15 protein-coding genes and 1 riboswitch are annotated in these 21,132 nt (G+C 44.3%); of the genes, 6 read left to right on the top strand and 9 right to left on the bottom strand.

What is annotated here, in order from left to right:
* Positions 1 to 145: 145 nt before the first annotated feature.
* The 4 genes from mukB to cmoM all read right to left on the bottom strand — a co-directional run bounded on the left by mukB (position 146) and on the right by cmoM (position 7,635).
* Positions 146 to 4,603 (bottom strand): chromosome partition protein MukB, encoded by a 4,458-nt coding sequence (gene mukB / locus OQJ75_RS20965; protein WP_265973622.1) that lies wholly within the window; start codon positions 4,601 to 4,603, stop codon positions 146 to 148.
* Positions 4,600 to 5,406 (bottom strand): chromosome partition protein MukE, encoded by an 807-nt coding sequence (gene mukE / locus OQJ75_RS20960; RefSeq protein ID WP_248372061.1) that lies wholly within the window; start codon positions 5,404 to 5,406, stop codon positions 4,600 to 4,602. The genes mukB and mukE overlap by 4 nt, the downstream gene beginning before the upstream one ends.
* Positions 5,387 to 6,724, bottom strand: coding sequence for a chromosome partition protein MukF (gene mukF / locus OQJ75_RS20955; protein WP_248389898.1), 1,338 nt, complete (start codon positions 6,722 to 6,724; stop codon positions 5,387 to 5,389). The genes mukE and mukF overlap by 20 nt, the downstream gene beginning before the upstream one ends.
* A 125-nt stretch (positions 6,725 to 6,849) precedes the next feature.
* The gene (gene cmoM / locus OQJ75_RS20950; protein ID WP_265973621.1) at positions 6,850 to 7,635 is read right to left on the bottom strand and encodes a tRNA uridine 5-oxyacetic acid(34) methyltransferase CmoM; all 786 of its coding nucleotides are present in this window, start codon (positions 7,633 to 7,635) and stop codon (positions 6,850 to 6,852) included.
* Positions 7,636 to 7,750: 115 nt separating this feature from the next.
* Between cmoM and elyC the strand changes: the two genes are divergently transcribed.
* Positions 7,751 to 8,602, top strand: coding sequence for an envelope biogenesis factor ElyC (gene elyC, locus OQJ75_RS20945; RefSeq protein ID WP_265973620.1), 852 nt, complete (start codon positions 7,751 to 7,753; stop codon positions 8,600 to 8,602).
* A gap of 166 nt (positions 8,603 to 8,768) precedes the next feature.
* Here the strand turns inward: elyC and torR are convergent, their stop codons facing one another.
* On the bottom strand, positions 8,769 to 9,482 hold the full coding sequence (torR, locus tag OQJ75_RS20940; protein WP_017067841.1) for a two-component system response regulator TorR: 714 nt from the start codon (positions 9,480 to 9,482) through the stop codon (positions 8,769 to 8,771).
* A 285-nt stretch (positions 9,483 to 9,767) separates the two neighbouring features.
* Between torR and torD the strand changes: the two genes are divergently transcribed.
* The 5 genes from torD to OQJ75_RS20915 all read left to right on the top strand — a co-directional run bounded on the left by torD (position 9,768) and on the right by OQJ75_RS20915 (position 13,891).
* Complete coding sequence (torD, locus tag OQJ75_RS20935; protein WP_265973619.1) at positions 9,768 to 10,415, top strand: molecular chaperone TorD; 648 nt, start codon at positions 9,768 to 9,770, stop codon at positions 10,413 to 10,415.
* Positions 10,416 to 10,732: 317 nt separating this feature from the next.
* Positions 10,733 to 11,737 (top strand): substrate-binding domain-containing protein, encoded by a 1,005-nt coding sequence (purR, locus tag OQJ75_RS20930; protein WP_248372069.1) that lies wholly within the window; start codon positions 10,733 to 10,735, stop codon positions 11,735 to 11,737.
* A 170-nt stretch (positions 11,738 to 11,907) separates the two neighbouring features.
* A riboswitch (cyclic di-GMP riboswitch) is annotated at positions 11,908 to 11,993 on the top strand.
* Positions 11,994 to 12,120: 127 nt separating this feature from the next.
* On the top strand, positions 12,121 to 12,711 hold the full coding sequence (locus tag OQJ75_RS20925; RefSeq protein ID WP_265973618.1) for a TfoX/Sxy family DNA transformation protein: 591 nt from the start codon (positions 12,121 to 12,123) through the stop codon (positions 12,709 to 12,711).
* A gap of 134 nt (positions 12,712 to 12,845) precedes the next feature.
* Positions 12,846 to 13,526, top strand: coding sequence for a TVP38/TMEM64 family protein (locus tag OQJ75_RS20920; RefSeq protein ID WP_265973617.1), 681 nt, complete (start codon positions 12,846 to 12,848; stop codon positions 13,524 to 13,526).
* Positions 13,527 to 13,573: 47 nt separating this feature from the next.
* A complete protein-coding gene (locus OQJ75_RS20915; RefSeq protein ID WP_265973616.1) occupies positions 13,574 to 13,891 on the top strand; it encodes a DUF2007 domain-containing protein in 318 nt (105 codons plus the stop codon).
* A gap of 131 nt (positions 13,892 to 14,022) precedes the next feature.
* On the opposite strand, the gene OQJ75_RS20910 is transcribed toward OQJ75_RS20915, so the two are convergent.
* The 4 genes from OQJ75_RS20910 to topA form a co-directional block, all read right to left on the bottom strand.
* On the bottom strand, positions 14,023 to 14,820 hold the full coding sequence (locus OQJ75_RS20910) for an alpha/beta fold hydrolase (RefSeq protein ID WP_017062100.1): 798 nt from the start codon (positions 14,818 to 14,820) through the stop codon (positions 14,023 to 14,025).
* A gap of 284 nt (positions 14,821 to 15,104) precedes the next feature.
* Positions 15,105 to 16,559: a glycogen synthase GlgA gene (gene glgA / locus OQJ75_RS20905; protein ID WP_265973615.1), complete on the bottom strand. Its 1,455-nt coding sequence runs from the start codon at positions 16,557 to 16,559 to the stop codon at positions 15,105 to 15,107.
* Positions 16,549 to 17,778, bottom strand: a complete 1,230-nt coding sequence (gene glgC / locus OQJ75_RS20900; protein WP_080582251.1) for a glucose-1-phosphate adenylyltransferase — start codon at positions 17,776 to 17,778, stop codon at positions 16,549 to 16,551. The genes glgA and glgC overlap by 11 nt, the downstream gene beginning before the upstream one ends.
* Before the next feature lie 524 nt (positions 17,779 to 18,302).
* Entirely contained in the window at positions 18,303 to 20,933 is a 2,631-nt protein-coding gene (topA, locus tag OQJ75_RS20895; protein WP_265973614.1) for a type I DNA topoisomerase, read from the bottom strand.
* Positions 20,934 to 21,132 lie beyond the last annotated feature (199 nt).

Raw genomic sequence — 21,132 nt, 5'->3', positions numbered from 1 at the left:
GAGCCTACTCTAAGCTTAATGGCTTGAGAGTGAGGCGGACCATATAATTAAGCCCCTATTGATTAGAGGCTTTGAACAAATATCATTGAGTCGCTTCCGAGCTTATAGCTTAGCTATCAAGGTCATAACTCGGCTATCAAGGTTATTACTCAGCTTCTTCAATAAGGTCTTGAACTGGAGATAGCGGTCTGTTTTGAGCAAAACCGCGCAAGCCAACAACATGTACGTGCTCGTGATCTTTGAAGACCTTACGAACCAGTTTATACGTTGTACCTTTCTCAGGGCTGATGTTCTCTGGTGCTGCAATCAGAAGTTGCATACCTAAACGGTCACACAGTTCGAACAAAGTAGAGATAGATTTCGCATCCAGACGGGCTGCTTCATCAAGGAACAACAAACGACATGGAACAATGTCTTTGCTACGAAGTCGACGAGACTCTTCTTCCCAGCTCTGAACAACCATCAGTAGGATAGATTGACCGGTACCGATCGCTTCACCGGTAGACAGTGCGCCCGATTCCGCTTGTAACCAACCATCTGAACCACGGTTAACTTCAACACTTAGCTCTAGGTAGTTACGGTAATCGAGTAGCTCTTCACCCAGAACTTGCGGAGAACGTTGGCCCATATCGATATGTGGGTTCACACGTTGGAACAACTTCGCCATTGCTTCTGAGAAGGTAAAGCGCGTTGATTCAAATAAGTCTTTGTGTTGCTCTTGTTGAGTCGCTAGGCCTGATAGCAAGATCTCATGGCTTTCACGGATCTTAACGTTCAGACGTACGCCCTTAACCTGACCAAAGTAAATGTTCGACAGACCTTGGTTCAACATTCGAATACGGTTCTGCTCGCGCTGAATCGTTTTCTTGATGATGCTTGCTACCGACTCAGAGCTGATCGCTAAGCGGTTTTCACGCTGCGTCAATTCTTCTGTTAGTCGAGCTAGCTCAACTTCCATCTCTTCGATTGCTTCAACCGGATCATCCGTATGAATAATGTCTTGGCGAATACGCTCACGAAGGTGTTGGTAAACCGCGATGTAGAACAGAACCTTACGCTCTGGATGCGCGTTGTCTTCCGATAAGCGCAGCGAATCACGTAGGTCGTCATTGTCAGCCACAGCCAGACGTAGCGCACCCAGTGATTTATCCGACATTGAGCGAAGTTCGCCAGCCGTTAGATAAGCCAGTTCGCGCTTGTGTAGACGACGTTCAACGTCATTCTCACGAGCTAAACGTAGGACTGAACACCAACCTGCTTTTGCTGCAACCACAAAGGTACGAAGCTCTGTGTACTCTTTCTGTACTTTCTTAAGACGCTTAGCTAGGGCTTTCATCTCAAGTTCTGTTGACGTAATCGTACGCTCGTATTCACTCTTACGGCTGCGAGATGTGTGTAGACGCTCTTGAAGCTCGTCACGACGACGCACAGCACGCTCTTCAGCGCCTTCATCAGCATTGACGCCAAACTCTTGAAGCTCTTGTTTGAACTCTTGAACCGTTTCTTGTTTCGCTTGATGTGAGCTCTTCAGTGCTGCCAATACTTGGTTGTACTGGTTCATCTGTTCACGAGCTTGCTTCAAGCCATCGCGGCCTTTGGTTCTTGCTTGTTCTGCTTGAACCAACTTCGCTTTCAATTGCTCGCTCAGTTCGCTGCTCTTGTTAAGCAGGTCTACAGAGTCTGCATAAGCAAAGTAGTGACGACGTTCAATTAAATCAGACAGAGCAAACACTTTGCCTTTCAAGCTTTGTAGAGCTTGGTCAGCTTGTTGGTATTGCGCTTCTAGTGCCTCGAACTGTTCAGGGTCAGCGTCAAGTGCTGAAACGATCTGCTCTAAAGACGCCAATGCTTTACCATGGTTATTCAGGTACGACTTCGCTTCACTCAAGCGCTCTAGTTGCGCTTCCAATTCAGCAAGACGTTCAACCAATGTTTCGTCTTCTAAAATACGAACCATTGGTGCTAATTTATCTAGCGCACCGATTGCCTGCTTGCTTTGTAGAAGCTGGCTGCGTTGCTGTTGTTCTTTAGAGTCTAGCTCTGCCAGAGAACGAACAATTTGGTTACGCTTATCGCGAATAGACACTAGCGCCTGTTCAGGATCTGCGTTAAAAGCAACGTGTAGGTGCTTAGCTACAAAGTTGTTGAACGCTTGGTATAGGCGATTCAGCTTTTGTGCATCAAACGCCGCTTTCGCATGGTTTTCCACAACAACATCACGCTCTTCGCGTAATTTCTCTAATCGTTGCTCACGAGCAGCGCGACCAAACAATGGGATCTCAGGGAAACGAGAGTAACGCATTTGGCGATCGTTCAGCTGAACACACACCGCGCCTTCTAATTCGTCAGCATTGAATGAGCTGTCATCAAATGCATCGACATCGCCTTCAAGGATGTAAAGGTCGTCTGGGCAATCTTCAAGATCCACCAGCTTCTCTTTAATACCATTAAGATCAGACACAACAATCGCGTGACGAGCCGGGCCATACATCGCACTAAAATACGGTGCATCACCAATCGTGATGTCATCGTAGATCTCAGAAAGCAGTACGCCACCTAGAGTGTCAGCTAGGCCTTTCAGGCGAGGATCGTTAGAACCACCCGGAGATGCTAGACGCTCGATCTCTTGCTCAAGTTCAGCTCGGCGGGTTGCCAGTTGATCTTTAGCCACCGCTTGAGACTTTTCGTCTTCAAGTACTTGCTGCATTTGAGTCATTACCGCTTGGCTATCTTCTAGCTCAGCTTCGGTTTGATCTCTTAGCGCTTCAAGTGCATCGTTTGCCGTGATCCAAGCAGGAGCAATGGACTCAAGCTTTTGAATCTCTTGATCGTGGTTTTGTTGCACACGACGTTGCTCACTCTTCGCTTCACGCAGCTCTTCTTGAGCGTACTCAAGAGACTCGATCTGCATTGCATGGCGTTCACGTTCTTCATCGAAAACCGCTTCGTCAGTCAGTGAGATGTTGTTTTGCTTTTGGTATTCAGTCGCCAGCTCTTTTGCTTGACGCTGCTGAGCCACATCACGAGCCATATCGCGGTGCTGAGCACGCCACTGCTGTTCATTTTCAACAACGTGTTTTGCGTTTCGGCCTTTTTCTAAAGCTTGCTTAGCGCTGTGAGACGCTTCTTTACGTTCAACATCACCAACAATGCTCTTAACCAAAGACAGTGCTTTGTCGAACTGTGCAGAAGCTGCTGAAGACATGTCCAGCTTGTGTTTCGTTGCCAGTAGAGTCTGCGTGCTTGATTCTTCTTGTGCTTTTAGCTCAGAAACCAAGGTTAACGCGCTTTCTGCAGTAATAGACTCATCACCCAGTAGCTGCTTAGTTTTCTCTAATGCTTGAACCGCTTGCTGATATTGAAGCGCACGAGTCTGCTGAACATCCAACGCTTGTTGGTAATCAGCAAGCTGAGTTTTCAGGCTATCCACTTCTTCTTCAGTAATGGTTGCCTGCTCTTCAGCAAGAAGTACTCGCTCTTGAGCTTCTTCAACCACCATCATCTGCTCTTCTAGACGCTCATTAAGCTCTTCTAGATCTTCGCTGTAGCGCGCAATTTTCTCTTGCTGACGAAGTGCAGTTTGAACCAATTGAAGATGATCCGAAGCCGCTTGGTAATCTTGCTCTAGCGCTGATTCTTGATCCACCAGCAGTTCTAGTTCTTCTTGAACACGATTCAACAGGTTGTTTTGATCAAGTAAGGTTTCGCGAGAACCAAACAGTTCACCACGGAACTTCATGGTTTGATCTAACTTGTTACGACGATCGTTAGCATGGCGCATGTAGTCCGCAGCCACGTAGTTCGTAGATTCAGTGATCAAGTGTTTGAACAAGTCACGATCCGACTGAGTTGTCTTGATCGCTTCTAGCGTCATGCGGTTCTCACGCAGTGCCGATTCCATATCTTGGAATGCTTTCTTCACACCACCATTTTGCGGCAGAAGGTAGTCACGCAGAGAACGCGTAATCGCACTTGAGATACCACCGTAAAGTGATGCTTCAATTAGACGGTAGAACTTAGAACGGTCGCTGCTGTTGCGCAGTTTCTTCGGAACGACACCGTACTCAAACATCTGTGAGTGGTAATCAACAATCGAAGAGAATGCTTTAAAGTGAGCGCCTTCGTATTGTGCAACTGCTGCTTTCACATCGTTCAATTGACATACACGAGCGTGGCTGTCTGAAACGTTCTGAATCAGTACATCCGTTGGTTTCACATGGCTAGGAAGGCCTTGGATAACGAACGGCTTGATGTCTACTTTCTTGTCACGACCCGCAACTTGCTGCAGTTTTACTGCAAACAACAGGCGTTGATTACGAGAGTTCACAACATCTAGCGCCGCATAACATGCGCCAGGTTGAAGCTTACCGTAAAGGCCTTTATCACGAGATGACTGTGAGCTACCCGCTTCCGTTGTATTACGGAAATGCAGAAGGCTTTGGTCTGGGATAAGTGCTGTGATGAATGCCGCCATTGTAGTCGACTTACCTGCACCGTTACCGCCAGAAAGCGTTGTAACCAATCCATCAATATCAAAAGTACGTGCGAAGAAGCCGTTCCAGTTGACCATGGTTAATGATTGATACTTACCTCTTTCAATCATGCTTCACCTTCTACTTTTGTTTGTTCGCCGTCGTTTGACTCAAGGTCAAAGTCAGCTTGATCGTTAAAAATGTCTTGTTGACCGTTTTCATCTACGCCTGCATCGACTTCTGATACAGCTTCTGCTTGCTCTTCATTCAACAAGCTGCCTTGGTTAGGCTCTTGCGTATGCACCACAGCTTCACCATCACGGATAAGACGCAGTTGAGCTTCTTTCATGTCATCGCCAACACGTACGTCAGCGCCAAAACGGAATACCGCTTCGCTGATGCGGAACTTGCCCGTCTCGCCAATCGCAATCAACATGCCGATACGGCGTAAGCGACGCAGAGAAGTACGCACTTTTTCAAACAGCTTTTCTTTATCTAAGTCAGAACCAGACGCGCGGTTTGTTGCAAGCTTCATGAGTTTTTTCTCATCCGCTAACGACATCAACTCATCAAACAGTTCTTGATTGGTGAAGATACCTTCATGAGCAAGACGTTCTGGGCTTAGGTATAAGAAACACAACACTTTACCAACCAACATGTCTAGCTCAGACAATACACTACGACCAATCAGAGACGTAGAACGCGGACGCAGGTAAAAGAAGCCTTCTGGCGCTTTCACAAGCTCGGTGTTGTAGCGTTGGTAGAAATGCTGAAGCTCAACTTCAAAGTCAGACAGCAACGCGTGGTTATCTAGGTCTTCGGTTGAAACATGCTTGCCTGAGCGCAGCATGCTGTCTAGCGCAGGGAACAGTGGGTTCGCTATCGCTTTTACCAGTTTCTCTGGCATGTAATCATCAGTACTTGTTAATGACATTTGCTTGTACCTTTGCACCGAAATCGTTGATTGCCTGCCAATCTGGCTGAATAGCCTGATAGTCAGACTCTGAGTAACCTAAGCGCACGGCTTGGTCGACAACAATTCTGGCTAAATCAAAATGGTGTGTGCGAGGGTGTGCTGCGAGGTAATCGCGTAACACAAGGCCAAGGTCAATTGGCGCGCCTTGCTGTTTGTGAGCTTTTAACATCTCTGCAATTCGTTCTGAAAGCAGATCATTGACTTGCTCAAATTCTTCGTACTCTACGTCGATCGGCGCTTGTCCCATCACTTCGTCATCACGAAGCACAAGCGCTTCATCACGAAGATCAGTCAGCTTATCGGCATCGGCGTAGGTCAATAACCAAGGCGCATCGAAGTAGTCGGTAACCGACTGACGCAAGCGTTGGCTAAAGGCTCGGTTTTTATCCATATCAATCGCGGTACGGATAAACTTGTGAACGTGGCGGTCGTAGCCGATCCACAAATCGATCGCTTGCTGACCCCAACTAGTGATTCGGTCAAGCTTCATCTGCAAGCCGAACAGGGTTTCGCCAACGAACTCGAGTTCATCGTCACCGTACACAATTTCTTGAATATCGAGGATCTGTGTTTGCAGCTCATCACCCGCCGCTTGCAAGGTGTCTTGCAATTCTTTTAGCGTGGACGAGGTTTCTGAAAGCAAAGTTTCACAGTTGTTAATCGCCTCTCGCCAATCTTTGTTTAAAAGGTCGGCAATTTGCTGCTTAACGGTTTGCTGCTGCTCATCCATAACACGTTGGTTAAGATCGATCTGATCGAAAATTTCACCAACAGAATACTTGAGCACGCCGTAAACGTTCTTTCTCCAATGTCCTGGAGTTCCGCCCTTCTGCGCAGCTTCAATAGCTTTAGCCATCTCGTCCGCAACCATAGAAAGCTGGATAGACAATTTTAATTTAGAGAACTGACGGTGACGTAAGTAATAATCTGAGATACCCATCGCTAATGGCGACAAACGGTAAATGCTCGCACCATCGGTGATTTCGCTAGTAAAGCGGCTAATCAGCTTCTGTTTAACCAACTCATTGATGGCGTTGTTGGCACGAAACGCAGACGCTTCGCCAGTATCTTCAAACAGTCGAGTGACAATAGTAAACGCATCGTGCAATTCACCCTCGCCCAACTCTTCATCGAACCTTTCATTGCTTAATACTGCGATAGCAATCAAAAATGCTAAGCGCTCTGGTGGCAAGTTTAATGAAAAATCATGCTGCTTGACCCAGCCCACCAACTCATCAATTGGCTGCTCTTCGGCAGTTTGAGTCATTTCACTCATTGTGGTTCCTGTTACTGTTTTTCGTAATATCGAACATGTTAGATATTACGCCTATTTCTTTATGACGCGGGCTTCTTACGATTGCATAGCGCATGTTGTGGCTTCTTTTACCACATTCACCGCTGCTATTGCGCAGGTTTTTGAGCCCAAACGTGAATATAACGGCCTAGTGACAGATATGGCTCTTGGCGGCATAGCTGTTTTTCCAGTTCCAATACATCTTCAAATTGGTAATCGCCCATGTACTCCATATTACCTATGTAGTCACTGAAAGAGCGAATGCCTGATTTACCACAGATTTCTAGACCAGCGTCTTCTATCCATTGATAAACCTCTTCCGGCTTCAAGCCTTTTTGTGGTTGCAGCTTAAACCGTTTTCGATGTGGCATCCCATTCAATACATGAGGAATGTTGCCACAAATCACATTTTTCAGGACTAATCCGTGGTGGTTGTAAAACATTATCGAAGCAACACCACCCGGCTTTACTTGTTCCAGTAATAAATCAAGTGCCTCTTTCGGGTTCGCTAACCACTCCATCACAGCATGAAACATCACAACATCGACTTTCTCATCGAGATGTTCTGCCACATTCTGAACAGGAGAATGGATAAAACGATACCGCTCTCGCAAACCTGCTTCGCTGATACTTTCTTCTGCTAGTTTCAGCATTTCAGAAGAGAGATCACACAGAGAAACGTTATGCCCTAACGCCGCGATTTTTTGCGACATCTGTGCAAGACCGCCTCCGGCATCAAGCACATGCAGCGGTGACGCTGAATGCTCAAATTTGCTCAAAGCTTGTTCTAAATCTTCCCATACGATGATCTGACGGATCTCTCCTTTGTCAGAGCCGTAAATATTTTTTGCAAATTTGTGGGCAATATCGTCGAAATTACGGTCTTCAGTCACGGCTACTTGAGTTATTATGTCCTATCGTGCCTGCTATTCTGTCACAGGAATTTCAGGAATAAAGAGGCGATGTCTCTTTTTACTACTAAGTGATGTTTTTTCGGACTATTCGGATATGTTTGAGCTGAAAAAAGTAGTGTCTTCACTATTGATGCCACTGCCAGCAATGTTAATTCTCGCTTTTCTGGGTTTAGCCCTAGTGATGTTTACTACCAAAAGGAAGACTGGTTGCCTAATTACCCTTTCAGCCCTCTGTGGTATTTTCCTAATCGCTTTCCAGCCAGTTTCTAGCCAACTTTTAATGCCAATGGAAAGGCAACACACCGCTTTTTTACCAGTCGACGATACTGTCGATTACGTTATGGTGCTTGGAAGTGGTCATGTCGTTGACGACCAGATCCCACCAACATCAGAGCTCAGCCGCACAGGTTTGATGCGTTTGAGTGAAGGGATTCGTATTCTACGTCTTTACCCTGGCGCCAAACTTATTTTGTCTGGCTATGGCGCTGGCACTGAAGTGAGTAACGCAAGAATGATGGCCAAGGTTGCCCTAGCCCTTGGTGTTGCAAAACCAGACATCATTTTACTTGAAACAGCAAAAGACACGTGGGAAGAAGCTCGCCAAGCTGCCGCGTTTGTTAAAAACAAAAAGATGGTGTTGGTGACATCGGCTAGCCACATGACTCGTGCATTGAATGAATTCCACGCTGCTGGCATGAAACCATTACCAGCCCCAACCAACTACCTTGCACAAGAAGGTGTTGTTGAGCCATGGAATAAGTACATGCCAAAAGCGCTTTACCTTGAACAGACTGAGCGGTACTGGCACGAAACCATGGGATTAGTTTGGCAAGATTTGCGTGATTGGCTTGATACAAGCGATGACGCTGTTGAAGAGCTGGTGATTCCAGAGGCTTCCAGCTTAGTTGAAGATGAAGGTGAAGTTTCTGCGGCCCAGCCTCAGTAACCCATCTAATATTTAAACCCATGTTGAGCAGACAGATTCGCCAAGTATTTGTAGATTCTCTGTTCGTTAACAATAAACGCTGAGTAATAAAAAAGCCGAGACATCAATGATGTCTCGGCTTTTTTACGTTTAAATGTCGTTGTTGATTAATTACCCCCTAAAGGAATCAATCACCAGCGAACATGTATCCTTCACCGTGAACCGTCACAAAGATTTGTGGATTCTTAGGATCGAACTCCATTTTTGCACGCATACGACGAATCAGTACGTCGATAGTACGGTCATTAGGCGCGTCCACTCGATGGCTGATCATATTGAGAATACGTTCACGGCTTAATACTTGGTTAGGGTAAGAAGACAAAGCCACTAGCAGTTCGTATTCTGCTTTAGTCAGTTTCACCGGTTCGCCGTTTTTGCTTAACGCGCGACGAGGGATATCAAACGTCCACTCACCAAAACGAACTACAGACTCATCTGATGTTTCTTCTACTGCGCCCGCTGCTGTTTTACGAGCAGCAGAGATACGCCAAAGTAGGTTCTTAACTCGAACTAATAACTCGCGAAGTTCGAAGGGTTTAGTAACGTAATCGTCAGCGCCCATTTCAAGGCCAACGATTTTGTCGATGCTATCCGTGCGTCCAGTAACTAAAATAATTCCAATGTCTGATTGACTGCGTAATTCGCGAGTTAGCATCAATCCATCTTCGCCTGGTAAGTTGATGTCCAGCATAATGAGGTCAACGTTGTTTTCTTCTAACACGTTTCTCATTTGAGCGCCGCTTTCTGCTTCGCTCACTGTGTAACCCTCATTCTGGAAGTATCCAACCAGTTTACTGCGGGTTACCACATCATCTTCTACGACTAATACGTGATAGCTCATCTACACCACTTTTCTTATTTAATAGTTTCAGTGACTATTCTATTCATAACTAGTAACAATTCTAGTGGTACAGAAGATAAAAGCCAGAAACATGGATTTTTTTTGATACAAGACAATCTTAAACCTTGCTATTTATCGTCCATCGCAATTCAATATAGGCATTACGACTAACGAGTGACTTTGCGTTTCGCAAATAACCTTGTTATTCAGCCTTGGTGTGCTTATGCCCAAGTAGCTTCAAGATGCATATAAGTAACATCACAAGACTAAGTCAGGATCTAACAAATGAAAGATACGAAAGCGTTCAACGAACAAAGAGCAGAAATTTACTGGTGGTTATCAAGCTTATTCGCCAAAGAGCTCTCTCAAGAAGAACTCGATCACTACCACTCTGTTGAAATTCGTTCTTTCCTTTCTGGTTTAGGTTCGAATGAAGCTCTAAAGCCTTCGATTGATAAGCTTGTAGACGCATTGAACCGTCTACAAACACGTGAAGATGCCCAACTGGAACTGTCCGCAGACTTCTGCGACCTTTTCTTGAAGACAGACAAACATGGTGCTTTACCTTACGCTTCAATGTACATCGGCGAAACAGGTCTATTAAACGATAAGCCAGCTAAAGACATGGAAGACATCATGGCTAAGCACAACTTAATCGTGAACCAAGACTTAAAAGAACCTGCAGATCACATTGCTATCGAACTCGATTTCCTTGGTAATCTAATCATCCGTTCAAATGAAACTGAGCTTGAAGAAGAACTAGAGAAATCGTTCGTCATTCAGCAGCAGTTTATCGAGCAACAACTCCTTACTTGGGTGCCAAAGTTCAATGTGAAATGTCATGACGTTGACCAGTTTGGTTTCTACGCTTCGGTCTCGTCTTTGTTACTCGCATTTTGCAATTTAGACACTCAATATTTATATGGCGAATGAGTTAGCCCAGTGACTAGGTAAATAAATTCAATAGAATGTGACAATTCACCCGGATTTCTGGGTGAATTATATTGCGAGTAATTTCTAGTCAGTCTAAAATTGTGACCGCAAACGATAAAATATGAAACATTCACGAAATGCTATGCTTACTTTGAGTTCAGAGCATTTCGGTGTTAAGACAAGCCGCTCAATAGCGGTTTTTTGTTTTTTAGCACTTTAGTACCCAAAGAGCCCTACAAATTTAAGCTCTTAGTTAAGTAGCTTAACGGCTACTTTATTCCGTACTTTGGGAAAGTAGCTTCTAATAGGATAAAACCATGGCCACTATAAAAGATGTCGCTCGCTTAGCCGGCGTATCAACAACCACCGTTTCTCACGTAATCAATAAAACTCGCTTTGTTGCAGAAGCAACTCAAGAAAAAGTAAACAAAGCCGTAGATGAACTGAACTATGCACCAAGTGCTGTTGCTCGTAGTTTGAAGTGTAATACAACACGCACTATCGGCATGCTAGTGACTCAATCAACTAATCTATTCTTCTCTGAAGTTATCGATGGTGTTGAGAGCTACTGCTACCGTCAGGGTTATACTTTGATCCTGTGTAATACGGGTGGTATCTATGAAAAGCAACGTGACTACATTCGAATGCTTGCAGAGAAACGTGTAGATGGCATCTTAGTTATGTGTTCTGACCTAACCGAAGAACTAAGACAGATGTTAGACCGTCACGCTGACATCCCTAAAGTTATCATGGACTGGGGCCCAGAGAGCTCTCAGGCTGATAAGATCATCGATAACTCTGAAGAAGGTGGCTACCTAGCGACCAAATACCTTATTGAACGCGGTCACTCTAAGATTGCATGTTTAAGTGGCCACTTAGACAAAGCAGCATGTGTTGAACGTATTGCCGGTTACAAGCGCGCACTTAACGAAGCTAAGATTTCTGCCGATGAGAATATGATCATTGAAGGCAACTTCGAGTGCGATACGGCTGTTCTTGCTGCAGAACAAATCGTTGAGATGGAAGATCGTCCAACGGCGGTATTCTGCTTTAACGACACAATGGCACTTGGCCTAATGAGCCGCCTGCAAGAAAAAGGCATTCGCATTCCTGAAGACATCTCAGTGATCGGTTACGACAACATCGAACTGGCTGAATACTTTTCTCCGCCGTTAACGACCGTTCACCAACCGAAGCGTCGTGTTGGTAAGAATGCATTCGAAATTTTGTTAGAACGCATCAAAGATAAAGATCATGAAAAACGCGTTTTCGAAATGCACCCTGAAATTGTTGAGCGAAGTACAGTTAAAACGTTAAATTAATTGATAAATTCAGCTTATTCCAATCAAGTGCACCTTTAGGTGCGCTTTTTTTATCAACAACATAAATGAACCTGGTATCATAACAGTAAGATCATTAATTGAACCAATATCACACTTTGAAATAACAAGTGTGAGCTTCATTCAACAAAAACTTTATTCTATTTAATCAGTCACGCACAGGGCAAACCACTCGAAAGAGTGAGACGCAAAGCTTCCGGCCTAAACCACTCGTTGGTATGGTAGCGGGGTTACCGATGGCAAAATGCAGTGGTTATTAATAATTTAGTAATTTACGGCTTATTGACAATTTAGTTGCAACATTTTGCTAATCTCTCGGACCTGCTTATTTGGTGGCGTAGTTCAAATACACCGAGATAAATAACATGGATAAACCGATACTAAAGGACTCAATGAAGTTATTTGAGTCCCTAGGAAAAATAAAATCACGTTCAATGTTTGGTGGCTTCGGTCTTTTTGCCGATGACACAATGTTTGCTCTGGTTGTAAATGACCAGTTGCATATACGAGCGGACAAATGCACAACAAAGCAATTTGAACAACAAGGGTTTCAACCTTACGTTTACAAAAAACGTGGCTTCCCTGTTGTTACTAAATATTTCGCTTTGCCTGAAGGCCTGTGGCAGGATCAAGAAAAAATCTTGCAGCTTGCGACTACGTCTTTGGGTTTTGCTAAAGATGAAAAAGCTGAGCAGTCCTCTGCTAAGCCGACCCGACTCAAAGATCTGCCTAATCTTCGACTCGCTACCGAGCGTATGTTGAAAAAGGCAGGGATCGATTCTGTAGAACGTTTATATGAATCTGGCTCTGTAAACGCATTTAACGCCATCAAAGAATCGCATGCGTCTTCTGTCAGTATTGAACTACTTTGGGCGCTAGAAGGCGCGATCAATGGTACACATTGGTCTGTTATACCGCAGCAGCGTCGAAAAGAGCTTATCAATCGAGTCAATTAACATTGTCAGTGCAAACTATATACATAACTAAGCCGCATTTATTGCGGCTTTTTTTATATCTGTTGAAAGTTAATCTATGCTTTGCCTGTCTATCTATACTAATGGTATGCATTGAAAATTTAGAGGAAGTATCAATGAGTAAGAAAATGATATTGGGTATTGCGTTGGTCGTGACCATCGTGTTGTTAGGCGTCAATTTCGGCCAGTACTTAACGCTTGAAAATGCTAAAGCCCAACAAGCTGTGTTAAATGACTACATTGACAGCAACTTTATTGCGGCTGCCGCTATCTATTTTGTCGCGTATGTCATGATTACGGCTTTCTCCATTCCTGGTGCCGCTGTTGTGACCCTATTAGGGGCCGCGCTATTTGGCTTCTGGAACAGTTTGCTGCTGGTATCTTTCGCAAGTGCCATCGGTGCGACCTTAGCCTTCTTAAGTAGCCGTTACCTGTTGCGTGACTGGATTCAAACCAAGTTTGGTGACAAATTGGCGACGATTAACAAGGGGGTTGAAAAAGACGGCGCATTTTACCTGTTTTCTCTGCGTCTGATTCCTGTATTCCCATTTTTCCTTATCAACCTATTGATGGGTCTAACACCGATGTCAGTGAGTCGTTACTACATTACGAGTCAAATCGGGATGTTACCGGGGACGGCGGTTTTCTTGAATGCTGGTACTCAGCTCGCAGAAATTGATTCACTTTCGGGCATCGTCTCCCCTTCAGTACTATTGTCATTTGCGTTATTGGGTATATTCCCAATAGTTGCTAAATGGTTGATGGGTAAGTTTCGCTCAGCACCCGTAGCTGAATAATTTATAATAGCTAAATAACACAGATAGCCGAATAAGGTTCTATTTCAATGAAAATCTTCAGTGCATCGAATCCGACAGAAGCTCATATCATCTGTGGATTGTTAGAAAGCGAGAATATTGCCTGTGAAGTCCGTGGTGAGGGGTTGTTCGGATTAAAAGGGGAGATCCCATTCACTGAAGAAACTGACCCTTACGTATGGTTATATGAGCCAGAATTGGCCAGTAAAGCTCGCATGCTCGTCAATGACTACCAAAAGCAGAAAGATTCGATCATCTATGAAGAGTGGCGTTGTGGTGAGTGTCATGAAGTCAACGAAGCGCAATTCGGCTCTTGCTGGCAGTGCGGTGCTGCCTCACCTGAATAGCAAGGTTTCAGTGATCTGATAGAACGATTCGGTCAGATACCTCCTCCAAATAAAAACGGGAAGCTAAAGTTAGCTTCCCGTTTTTATTTCAATTCGATTAAATCATCATCTTTGATTTCACGCCTAGAAAATCACTGAATTTGTTTTTGAATAAACGCAATCGAACGCTGATTAAACTCTTCAGGGTTTTCCACGTTACATACGTGTCCACAATTCGGGATTTCTACTAGCTCGCTCGACTCATGCGCTGCGACCATTTCTTTTACAGGCTTAATAAACATGTAGTCGCGTTCGCCCATCAAATAAAGGGTTGGGATCGGCAATTCTCTGTCTTTGAAATACTTCATCAATGGGTTTACATCAGCCGTTAAGATAAACCAGCGTTTAAATTCTTTCTGGCACAGTTTTTTGGCTTCGCGGATAAACAGGTGACGCGATTCTTTCTGACTCTTTTGCGGCATCACAACATAAGCAAAAAGGCTGTATAACCACATGTAAGGAATGATGTGCTTACTCAGGTTACCCAGTTTGATTAAGACTTGAGAGCGAGTGTTGAGTTTAGTCACGGCACCACCCAGTACCATTGAACGTACACGGCCAGCCGCTAGCTCGGCAACGTTACGCACAATAATCGTGCCCAAAGACATACCAACGAAATGTGCAGAACGGATCTTAAGATGGTCTAACACTTTAAGAATATCAAGCGTCACCGATTTGAACGTATAACGATTCGAAATCAGCCCTTTAAGTATATTGTCTGATTTACCGTGCCCTCTCAGATCAATGAGAAGTAAGTTGAAATGCTGTTTATACGCTTTGATCTGCTTGAACCAGATGGAGGAACTGCCTCCTGCGCCATGCACAAATACAACCCACTCATCGCTCGTAGGGTGAGTAAATGTTTTATGAAATAGTAAACTCTCAGACATACCTATCGCTTTAATTATTGGAATGGAGCTATGCCTCATCACGAGGCGACGACTAAGGATATCACGCTATTAAGAACTTTAAGTGATAATAGTGTCAAACCTATCATTAGTCATGTGAATACCTACCTCACCTTTTCTACCTAACTAAAATGAGTTTGCAAGCTTTGTCTTCGTAAACGTGATGTGCTCTGACCAGGAAAAAAAAGGCACTCTACAATTAGAGCGCCTTCATTTATTACGAGCGGCTGTTGCTCGTCAGCTAATTTTAAAGCTAAGTCAACAAGTTAAATTGCTGAATGGTACATAGCTAGGTATTCTTTAGCCGCATCTTCCCAACTAAAATCTTGCTGCATCGCATAAAGCTGAACACGCTTAATTTCAGATGGGTTTTGTGCGTAAAGCAGTAATGAACGATGTAACACAGCCAATAACGCTTGCGGTGTTGGTTCTTCAAAAGCAAACCCAGTCGCGACTTCAGGATCCTGATCGTAATCATTCACGCTGTCTTTTAAACCTCCCACGGAACGAACAATCGGCAAAGTACCGTAAGCCATGCTGTAGATTTGGTTTAAGCCACACGGTTCAAATTCCGAAGGCATCAAGAAGAAATCAGACCCTGCTTCAACCAAGTGCGCAAGTTCATTATTGTACGCTTCCACGAACGAGAACTTATCTGAGTGAAGCGCTGATAGCTCTTTCAATTGACTCGCCAAAACCGGATCGCCAGTACCGACAATCACGATCTGAAGATCATTTTTCAAAAACTGTTCGATGATAGGCAGTAAGTAATGAACACCTTTTTGATTCGTCAAGCGACAAACCATGCCATAAACCGCGCAATCGGCAACGGGCAAACCTACGTCTTGTTGCAGCTTTTGCTTACAAGCTGATTTCCCGCGAGCCATGCTGTGCTTGGTCGCTTTGTATTTACGAGGTAGGAAAGCATCCGTTTCTGGATTCCAAGCCCCGTAATCACACCCATTCAAAATGCCGAACAGATCAGCCGATCTGTGTTGGAATTCTGCAGCCATGCCGTGGCTACCTAATTCCGTTTTCAACTCTTCTGCATAGGTAGGACTTACTGCGTTCACTTTATCCGCACACATCACGCCAGCTCTTAGCATAGTGACATGAGTGTCACTCACTGAAGCTTCAGGTACATGGTAACTGTGCATCTCTGGCAGGAATTGCAGTTCATCGTATGCGAACACACCTTTGAATACCGCATTGTGAATCGAGATAACACTGCGTGTATTTTCAAAGAAATCGTGTTGTTGATAACGCGATTTAAGCAAGAAAGGAACGAAACCAGTATGCCAGTCATTTGCATGAATGATATCCGGTTGAAAACCAAGCTTAGGAAGCATATCAAGACAAGCAGCACTAAAGAACGAGAAGCGTTCTCCGTTATCAGCATAAGCTTGATTGTTTTCTGCGTACATTTCCGGACGGTCGAAATACTTGGCACATTCAATACCAAAAACTGGAACGCCTTCTACGCTCAGTTTTTTAACTTGATAAGCCGTATGAGGCCAATGATCGAGTTCAGTCGATAAAATAACTTCTGCTGAGTCAATGTTTGGAATGTTTCTATATGCGGGGATAGTCACTCGAACGTCCTGTTCGAGTGTTTGCAACGCTTTCGGCAGTGCCTTGGCTACATCAGCCAAGCCACCACTTTTAATCAAGCCTTCAACTTCAGACGCTACAAAAAGTACCGAGAGAGTCTTAGTAACCAACTCGTGCTCCTTTAGAAATCACTACGACACCATCGTCAGATACGTGGTAATGCTTTTTGTCTTCTGTCAGATTTACACCAATCTGTGTACCCGGAGCGATGTCTGCATCTTTATCAATGATAACGCGGCGCAGGATACAACCCTCACCCACTTTTACATCACCGAGTAGGATACTTTCGCTAATATCACACGCTGATGCGATATTGCTGCGGAAGCCCAATACACTCTTTTCAATACGCGAACCACGTACATAACTACCGCTACACACAAGGCTATCAATGATCTGAATTCGACCATTTGCCGAATCAGTAAACGTAGCTGGTGGTAGTGGCGGGTAATAAGTGTGTAGAGGCCATTTACGGTTGTATAGCGAGAATGGCGCATCTTTCTTAAGAAGGTCCATGTGCGCTTGCCAGTACGCGTCAATCGTACCTACATCGCGCCAGTAAACTTCTTCTTTCTCACCAGTAATACGGTTGGTGCTGAAATCATAAACAAACACATCACCACGTGGGAACATGTTTGGAATAATGTCTTTGCCGAAATCGTGTGTCGAACCTTCTCTATCAGCATCTTCCGTTAGTTCAGCAAACAGCTCTTTCGCTTCGAACACGTAGTTGCCCATTGAAACAAGCGCTGATTCTGGATCGCCCGGGATCGACTTCGGATTTGCAGGTTTCTCTTCAAAGCCAATCATACGGCCGTCAGCATCAACCTCAATAACACCGAATTCTGATGCTTCAGCAAGCGGCATGCGCAATGCTGATACTGTTAGAGCCGCTTTCTTCTCTTTATGGAAATCAAGCATCTGTTTGATGTCCATCTTATAGATATGGTCTGAACCAAAAATACATACTTGATCAGGTTCTTCCAACTCCATAAAGCCCATGTTTTGGTAGATAGCATCTGCTGTGCCTTCATACCAACGCTTTCCTTTACGCATTTGCGCAGGAATTGGGTCGATAAAACGGTCTGTTATACCACTGATATTCCAGCCTTTTTTCATATGGTGGAACAGTGACTGTGACTTAAATTGTGTTAATACGTAGATCTTCATTAGATCAGCATTAACAAAGTTGTTCAAAGCGAAATCAATTAAGCGGTAACTACCACCGAAAGGAACCGAGGGTTTGCTGCGAGATTCAGTTAAAGGTCTTAAGCGAGAGCCTTCACCACCAGCAAGAATCATTCCCAATACACCAGCCATTTTATTCTCCATATATCTATAGCTTGTCGATGTTAGTACTCGTAGAGGTATCTTCCTCTGGGGGATGAGCACCAACACTTATTTCGGTATTTAGCGAATATCCATTCACATACAGTGACAATATCCTAAGCCAAACGTTGTTATGTGTGCACTATTCTTTGCACTTGGTTTTATATACGTTATCGACTTTTCGGCCGAATTCAATTTTTAATACGCCATTCTGTGGTACGTAAGCTGATTGCTTTCCTAAGACTTAAAGCAGCTCACACTACATCGTCCAGATGAAACATTACATTAACACCCGACACACACCAGGTATACAACTAAACGCTGATCTGTGAGTTACAATATTTTAATTAAGTTACATTCTCGTTAAAGTTGCATAAGAAGATGTGATTAATTGCTGCTGTTTATTTCACAGTGTGAATTTAATAAATTCTCGCAGAGGAAACACCAAATCAACAAGTTGCATATTTAGTCATATTGAGATCAAAAAAAAACAGCCTAATGGCTGCTTTTTCATCAATAACGTTCAGTTACTTCTCTTTAGGCTTTTTACGCTTATCCGTAACTTCCCACTTACCGTCGATGTACAACGCAGTCCAACCGGACGGTTTTCCATCTACTTCAGTACGAACGTAGTTTTCTTTAGTCTTACGACTAAAACGAACCACTGTCGGCTTACCATCAGGGTCAGCAACTGGCGCTGATGCTAGGTACTGAAACTTAGGTGAAATACGGTCTTTAAAGCGAACCAGCTCTTCCACTAATGGTGCACGTGTTTCACGTGATTTAGGGAAGTTGCTTGCAGCCATAAATAGACCAGAAGCACCATCACGAAGAACAAAGTACGCGTCTGAATTTTCACACGGAAGTTCAGGGAAATGTACAGGGTCTTCTTTCGGTGGCGCAACTTCGCCATTTTTCAGAATCTTACGAGTGTTCTTACAGTCTTCACTCGTACAGTCCATGTATTTACCAAAACGACCGTTCTTCAGAACCATGTCAGAACCACACTTGTCACACTCAACAAGTGGACCATCGTAGCCTTTCACTTTAAATTCGCCGTGCTCAACCACATAACCTTCACAGTTCGGGTTGTTACCACATACATGCATCTTACGCTTATCATCGATTAGATAAGCATCCATTGCCGTTTCACAAATAGGACAACGCTTTTTAGCTCGAAGTGCTGCTGTTTCAACGTCTTCTTCAAGCACGTTGATAATGCCTTCTTCATCACCAAGGTTGATTGTTGTCTTACAACGCTCTTTTGGTGGAAGTGCATAGCCAGAACAACCAAGGAATACGCCTGTCGAAGCAGTACGAATACCCATTTTACGGCTACAAGTCGGACACTCAATATCGGTTTCCACGATATGATTTGGCTTCATACCACCAGCGTCTTCGTCTAAGTCTGCTTTTTCCAAATCGCCAGTAAAGTCTTCGAAGAAGTTATCTAGCACGCCTTTCCAGCTCGCTTCGCCTTCTGCGATTTGGTCCAACTTCTGCTCCATGCGAGCAGTGAAGTCGTAGTTCATTAGGTCATTGAAGCTGCCGTCTAGACGGTCAGTAACAATTTCACCCATCTTCTCAGCATAGAAACGACGCTGTTCAACTTTTACATAACCACGATCTTGAATCGTCGAGATGATTGATGCGTATGTTGAAGGACGACCAATACCACGCTTCTCAAGCTCTTTAACTAGCGCCGCTTCAGTGAAACGAGCCGGTGGCTTAGTGAAGTGCTGTTTAGGGTCTAGCGCGATCAGATCAAGCTTATCGCCGATCTGTACTGCTGGAAGGATCGTATCTTCGTTTTTACCCATTGGACGCTGAACACGAGTCCAACCATCAAATTTAAGGATACGACCTTTCGCTTTTAACGTGTACTCATCTGCTTTAACGCTTACTGTCGTTGAATCGTATTGAGCTGGCGTCATTTGACACGCAACGAATTGATTCCAAATTAGCGAATAAAGCTTGTGTGCGTCTGCGTCTACACCGTTTAGGTCTTCCGACTTAACATCTACACTTGAAGGACGAATCGCTTCGTGGGCCTCTTGAGCGCCCTCTTTGCTGCCGTATACAAGTGCTTTAGGTGGAAGGTATTGCGCGCCGTACTCAGAACCAATGTATTCACGAGCGGCTTCTACAGCTTCTGAACTCAAGTTGGTTGAGTCAGTACGCATATAAGTGATGTAACCCGCTTCATACAGGCGTTGAGCCAGCATCATGGTTTTCTTTACGCCATAACCAAGACGCGTACTCGCCGCTTGTTGCAACGTCGACGTGATGTAAGGTGCAGACGGCTTACTCTTTGTTGGGCGGTCTTCACGTTTACATACTTCGTATTGCGCTTTTTCTAAAACGCTAACAGCAGCTAATGTTTGCGCTTCATTTTCAGGTTTAAACGCAACACCGTCTTTCTGCGCTACTTGCAATCTAAAGTCGGTTTTCTCTGCTGTTTTAGTATCAGCATGCACATCCCAGAACTCTTCAGGGATAAAGGCGTTGATCTCGCGCTCACGCTCTACCAGTAGTTTTACCGCTACTGATTGAACACGGCCAGCGGACAGGCCTCGTGCTACTTTTTTCCAAAGCAGAGGTGAAACCATAAAGCCAACAACACGGTCCATAAAACGTCGTGCCTGTTGCGCGTTTACGCCATCAATATTTAGCTCACCTGGAGTTTCGAAAGCTTGTTGAATAGCATTCTTGGTGATTTCGTTAAAAACCACTCGCTTGTATCGCGTTTCATCGCCACCGATGATCTCACGAAGGTGCCATGCGATAGCTTCTCCTTCGCGGTCCAAATCGGTTGCGAGATAAACATGGTCTGCGTTCTCAGCCAGTTTTTGCAATTCAGCGACGACTTTCTCTTTACCAGGTAGGATTTGGTAGTTCGCTTCCCACTCTTTATATGGATTGATACCCATCTTTTTGATAAGAGCTTTGCGATCTTTTTCTTTCTTGATACGAGCTTTGTCTTCTAGGCTCATACCCTTGGTTGAAACTGCAGCAGCCTTTTGACCAGTACTTTGACCTGCCGTTGGTAAATCACGTACGTGACCTACACTCGACTTAACGACAAAGTCTTTGCCAAGATATTTATTGATAGTTTTAGCCTTGGCTGGCGACTCCACTATAACGAGCGATTTACCCATATTGACTCTAACGTCCTTAATCACGATGCTTCAGCACCAACAATTTAGCTTGTGGGCTTTTACGCATGATATTCTAAATTCATTGCTTCTTTTTTTACTATTGTGCGAGATTACTAGAAGATCAACCGCTTTTTTCAAAATTGGATCTGATCGCTCGACAATTCGACGACTCATAGATAAAAGGGTCACAATATAAAGA

This window comes from Vibrio sp. 14G-20, assembly GCF_026241515.1.
In the GTDB taxonomy this organism is placed as follows: domain Bacteria; phylum Pseudomonadota; class Gammaproteobacteria; order Enterobacterales; family Vibrionaceae; genus Vibrio.
This window is presented reverse-complemented; position numbering and strand designations above follow the sequence as displayed.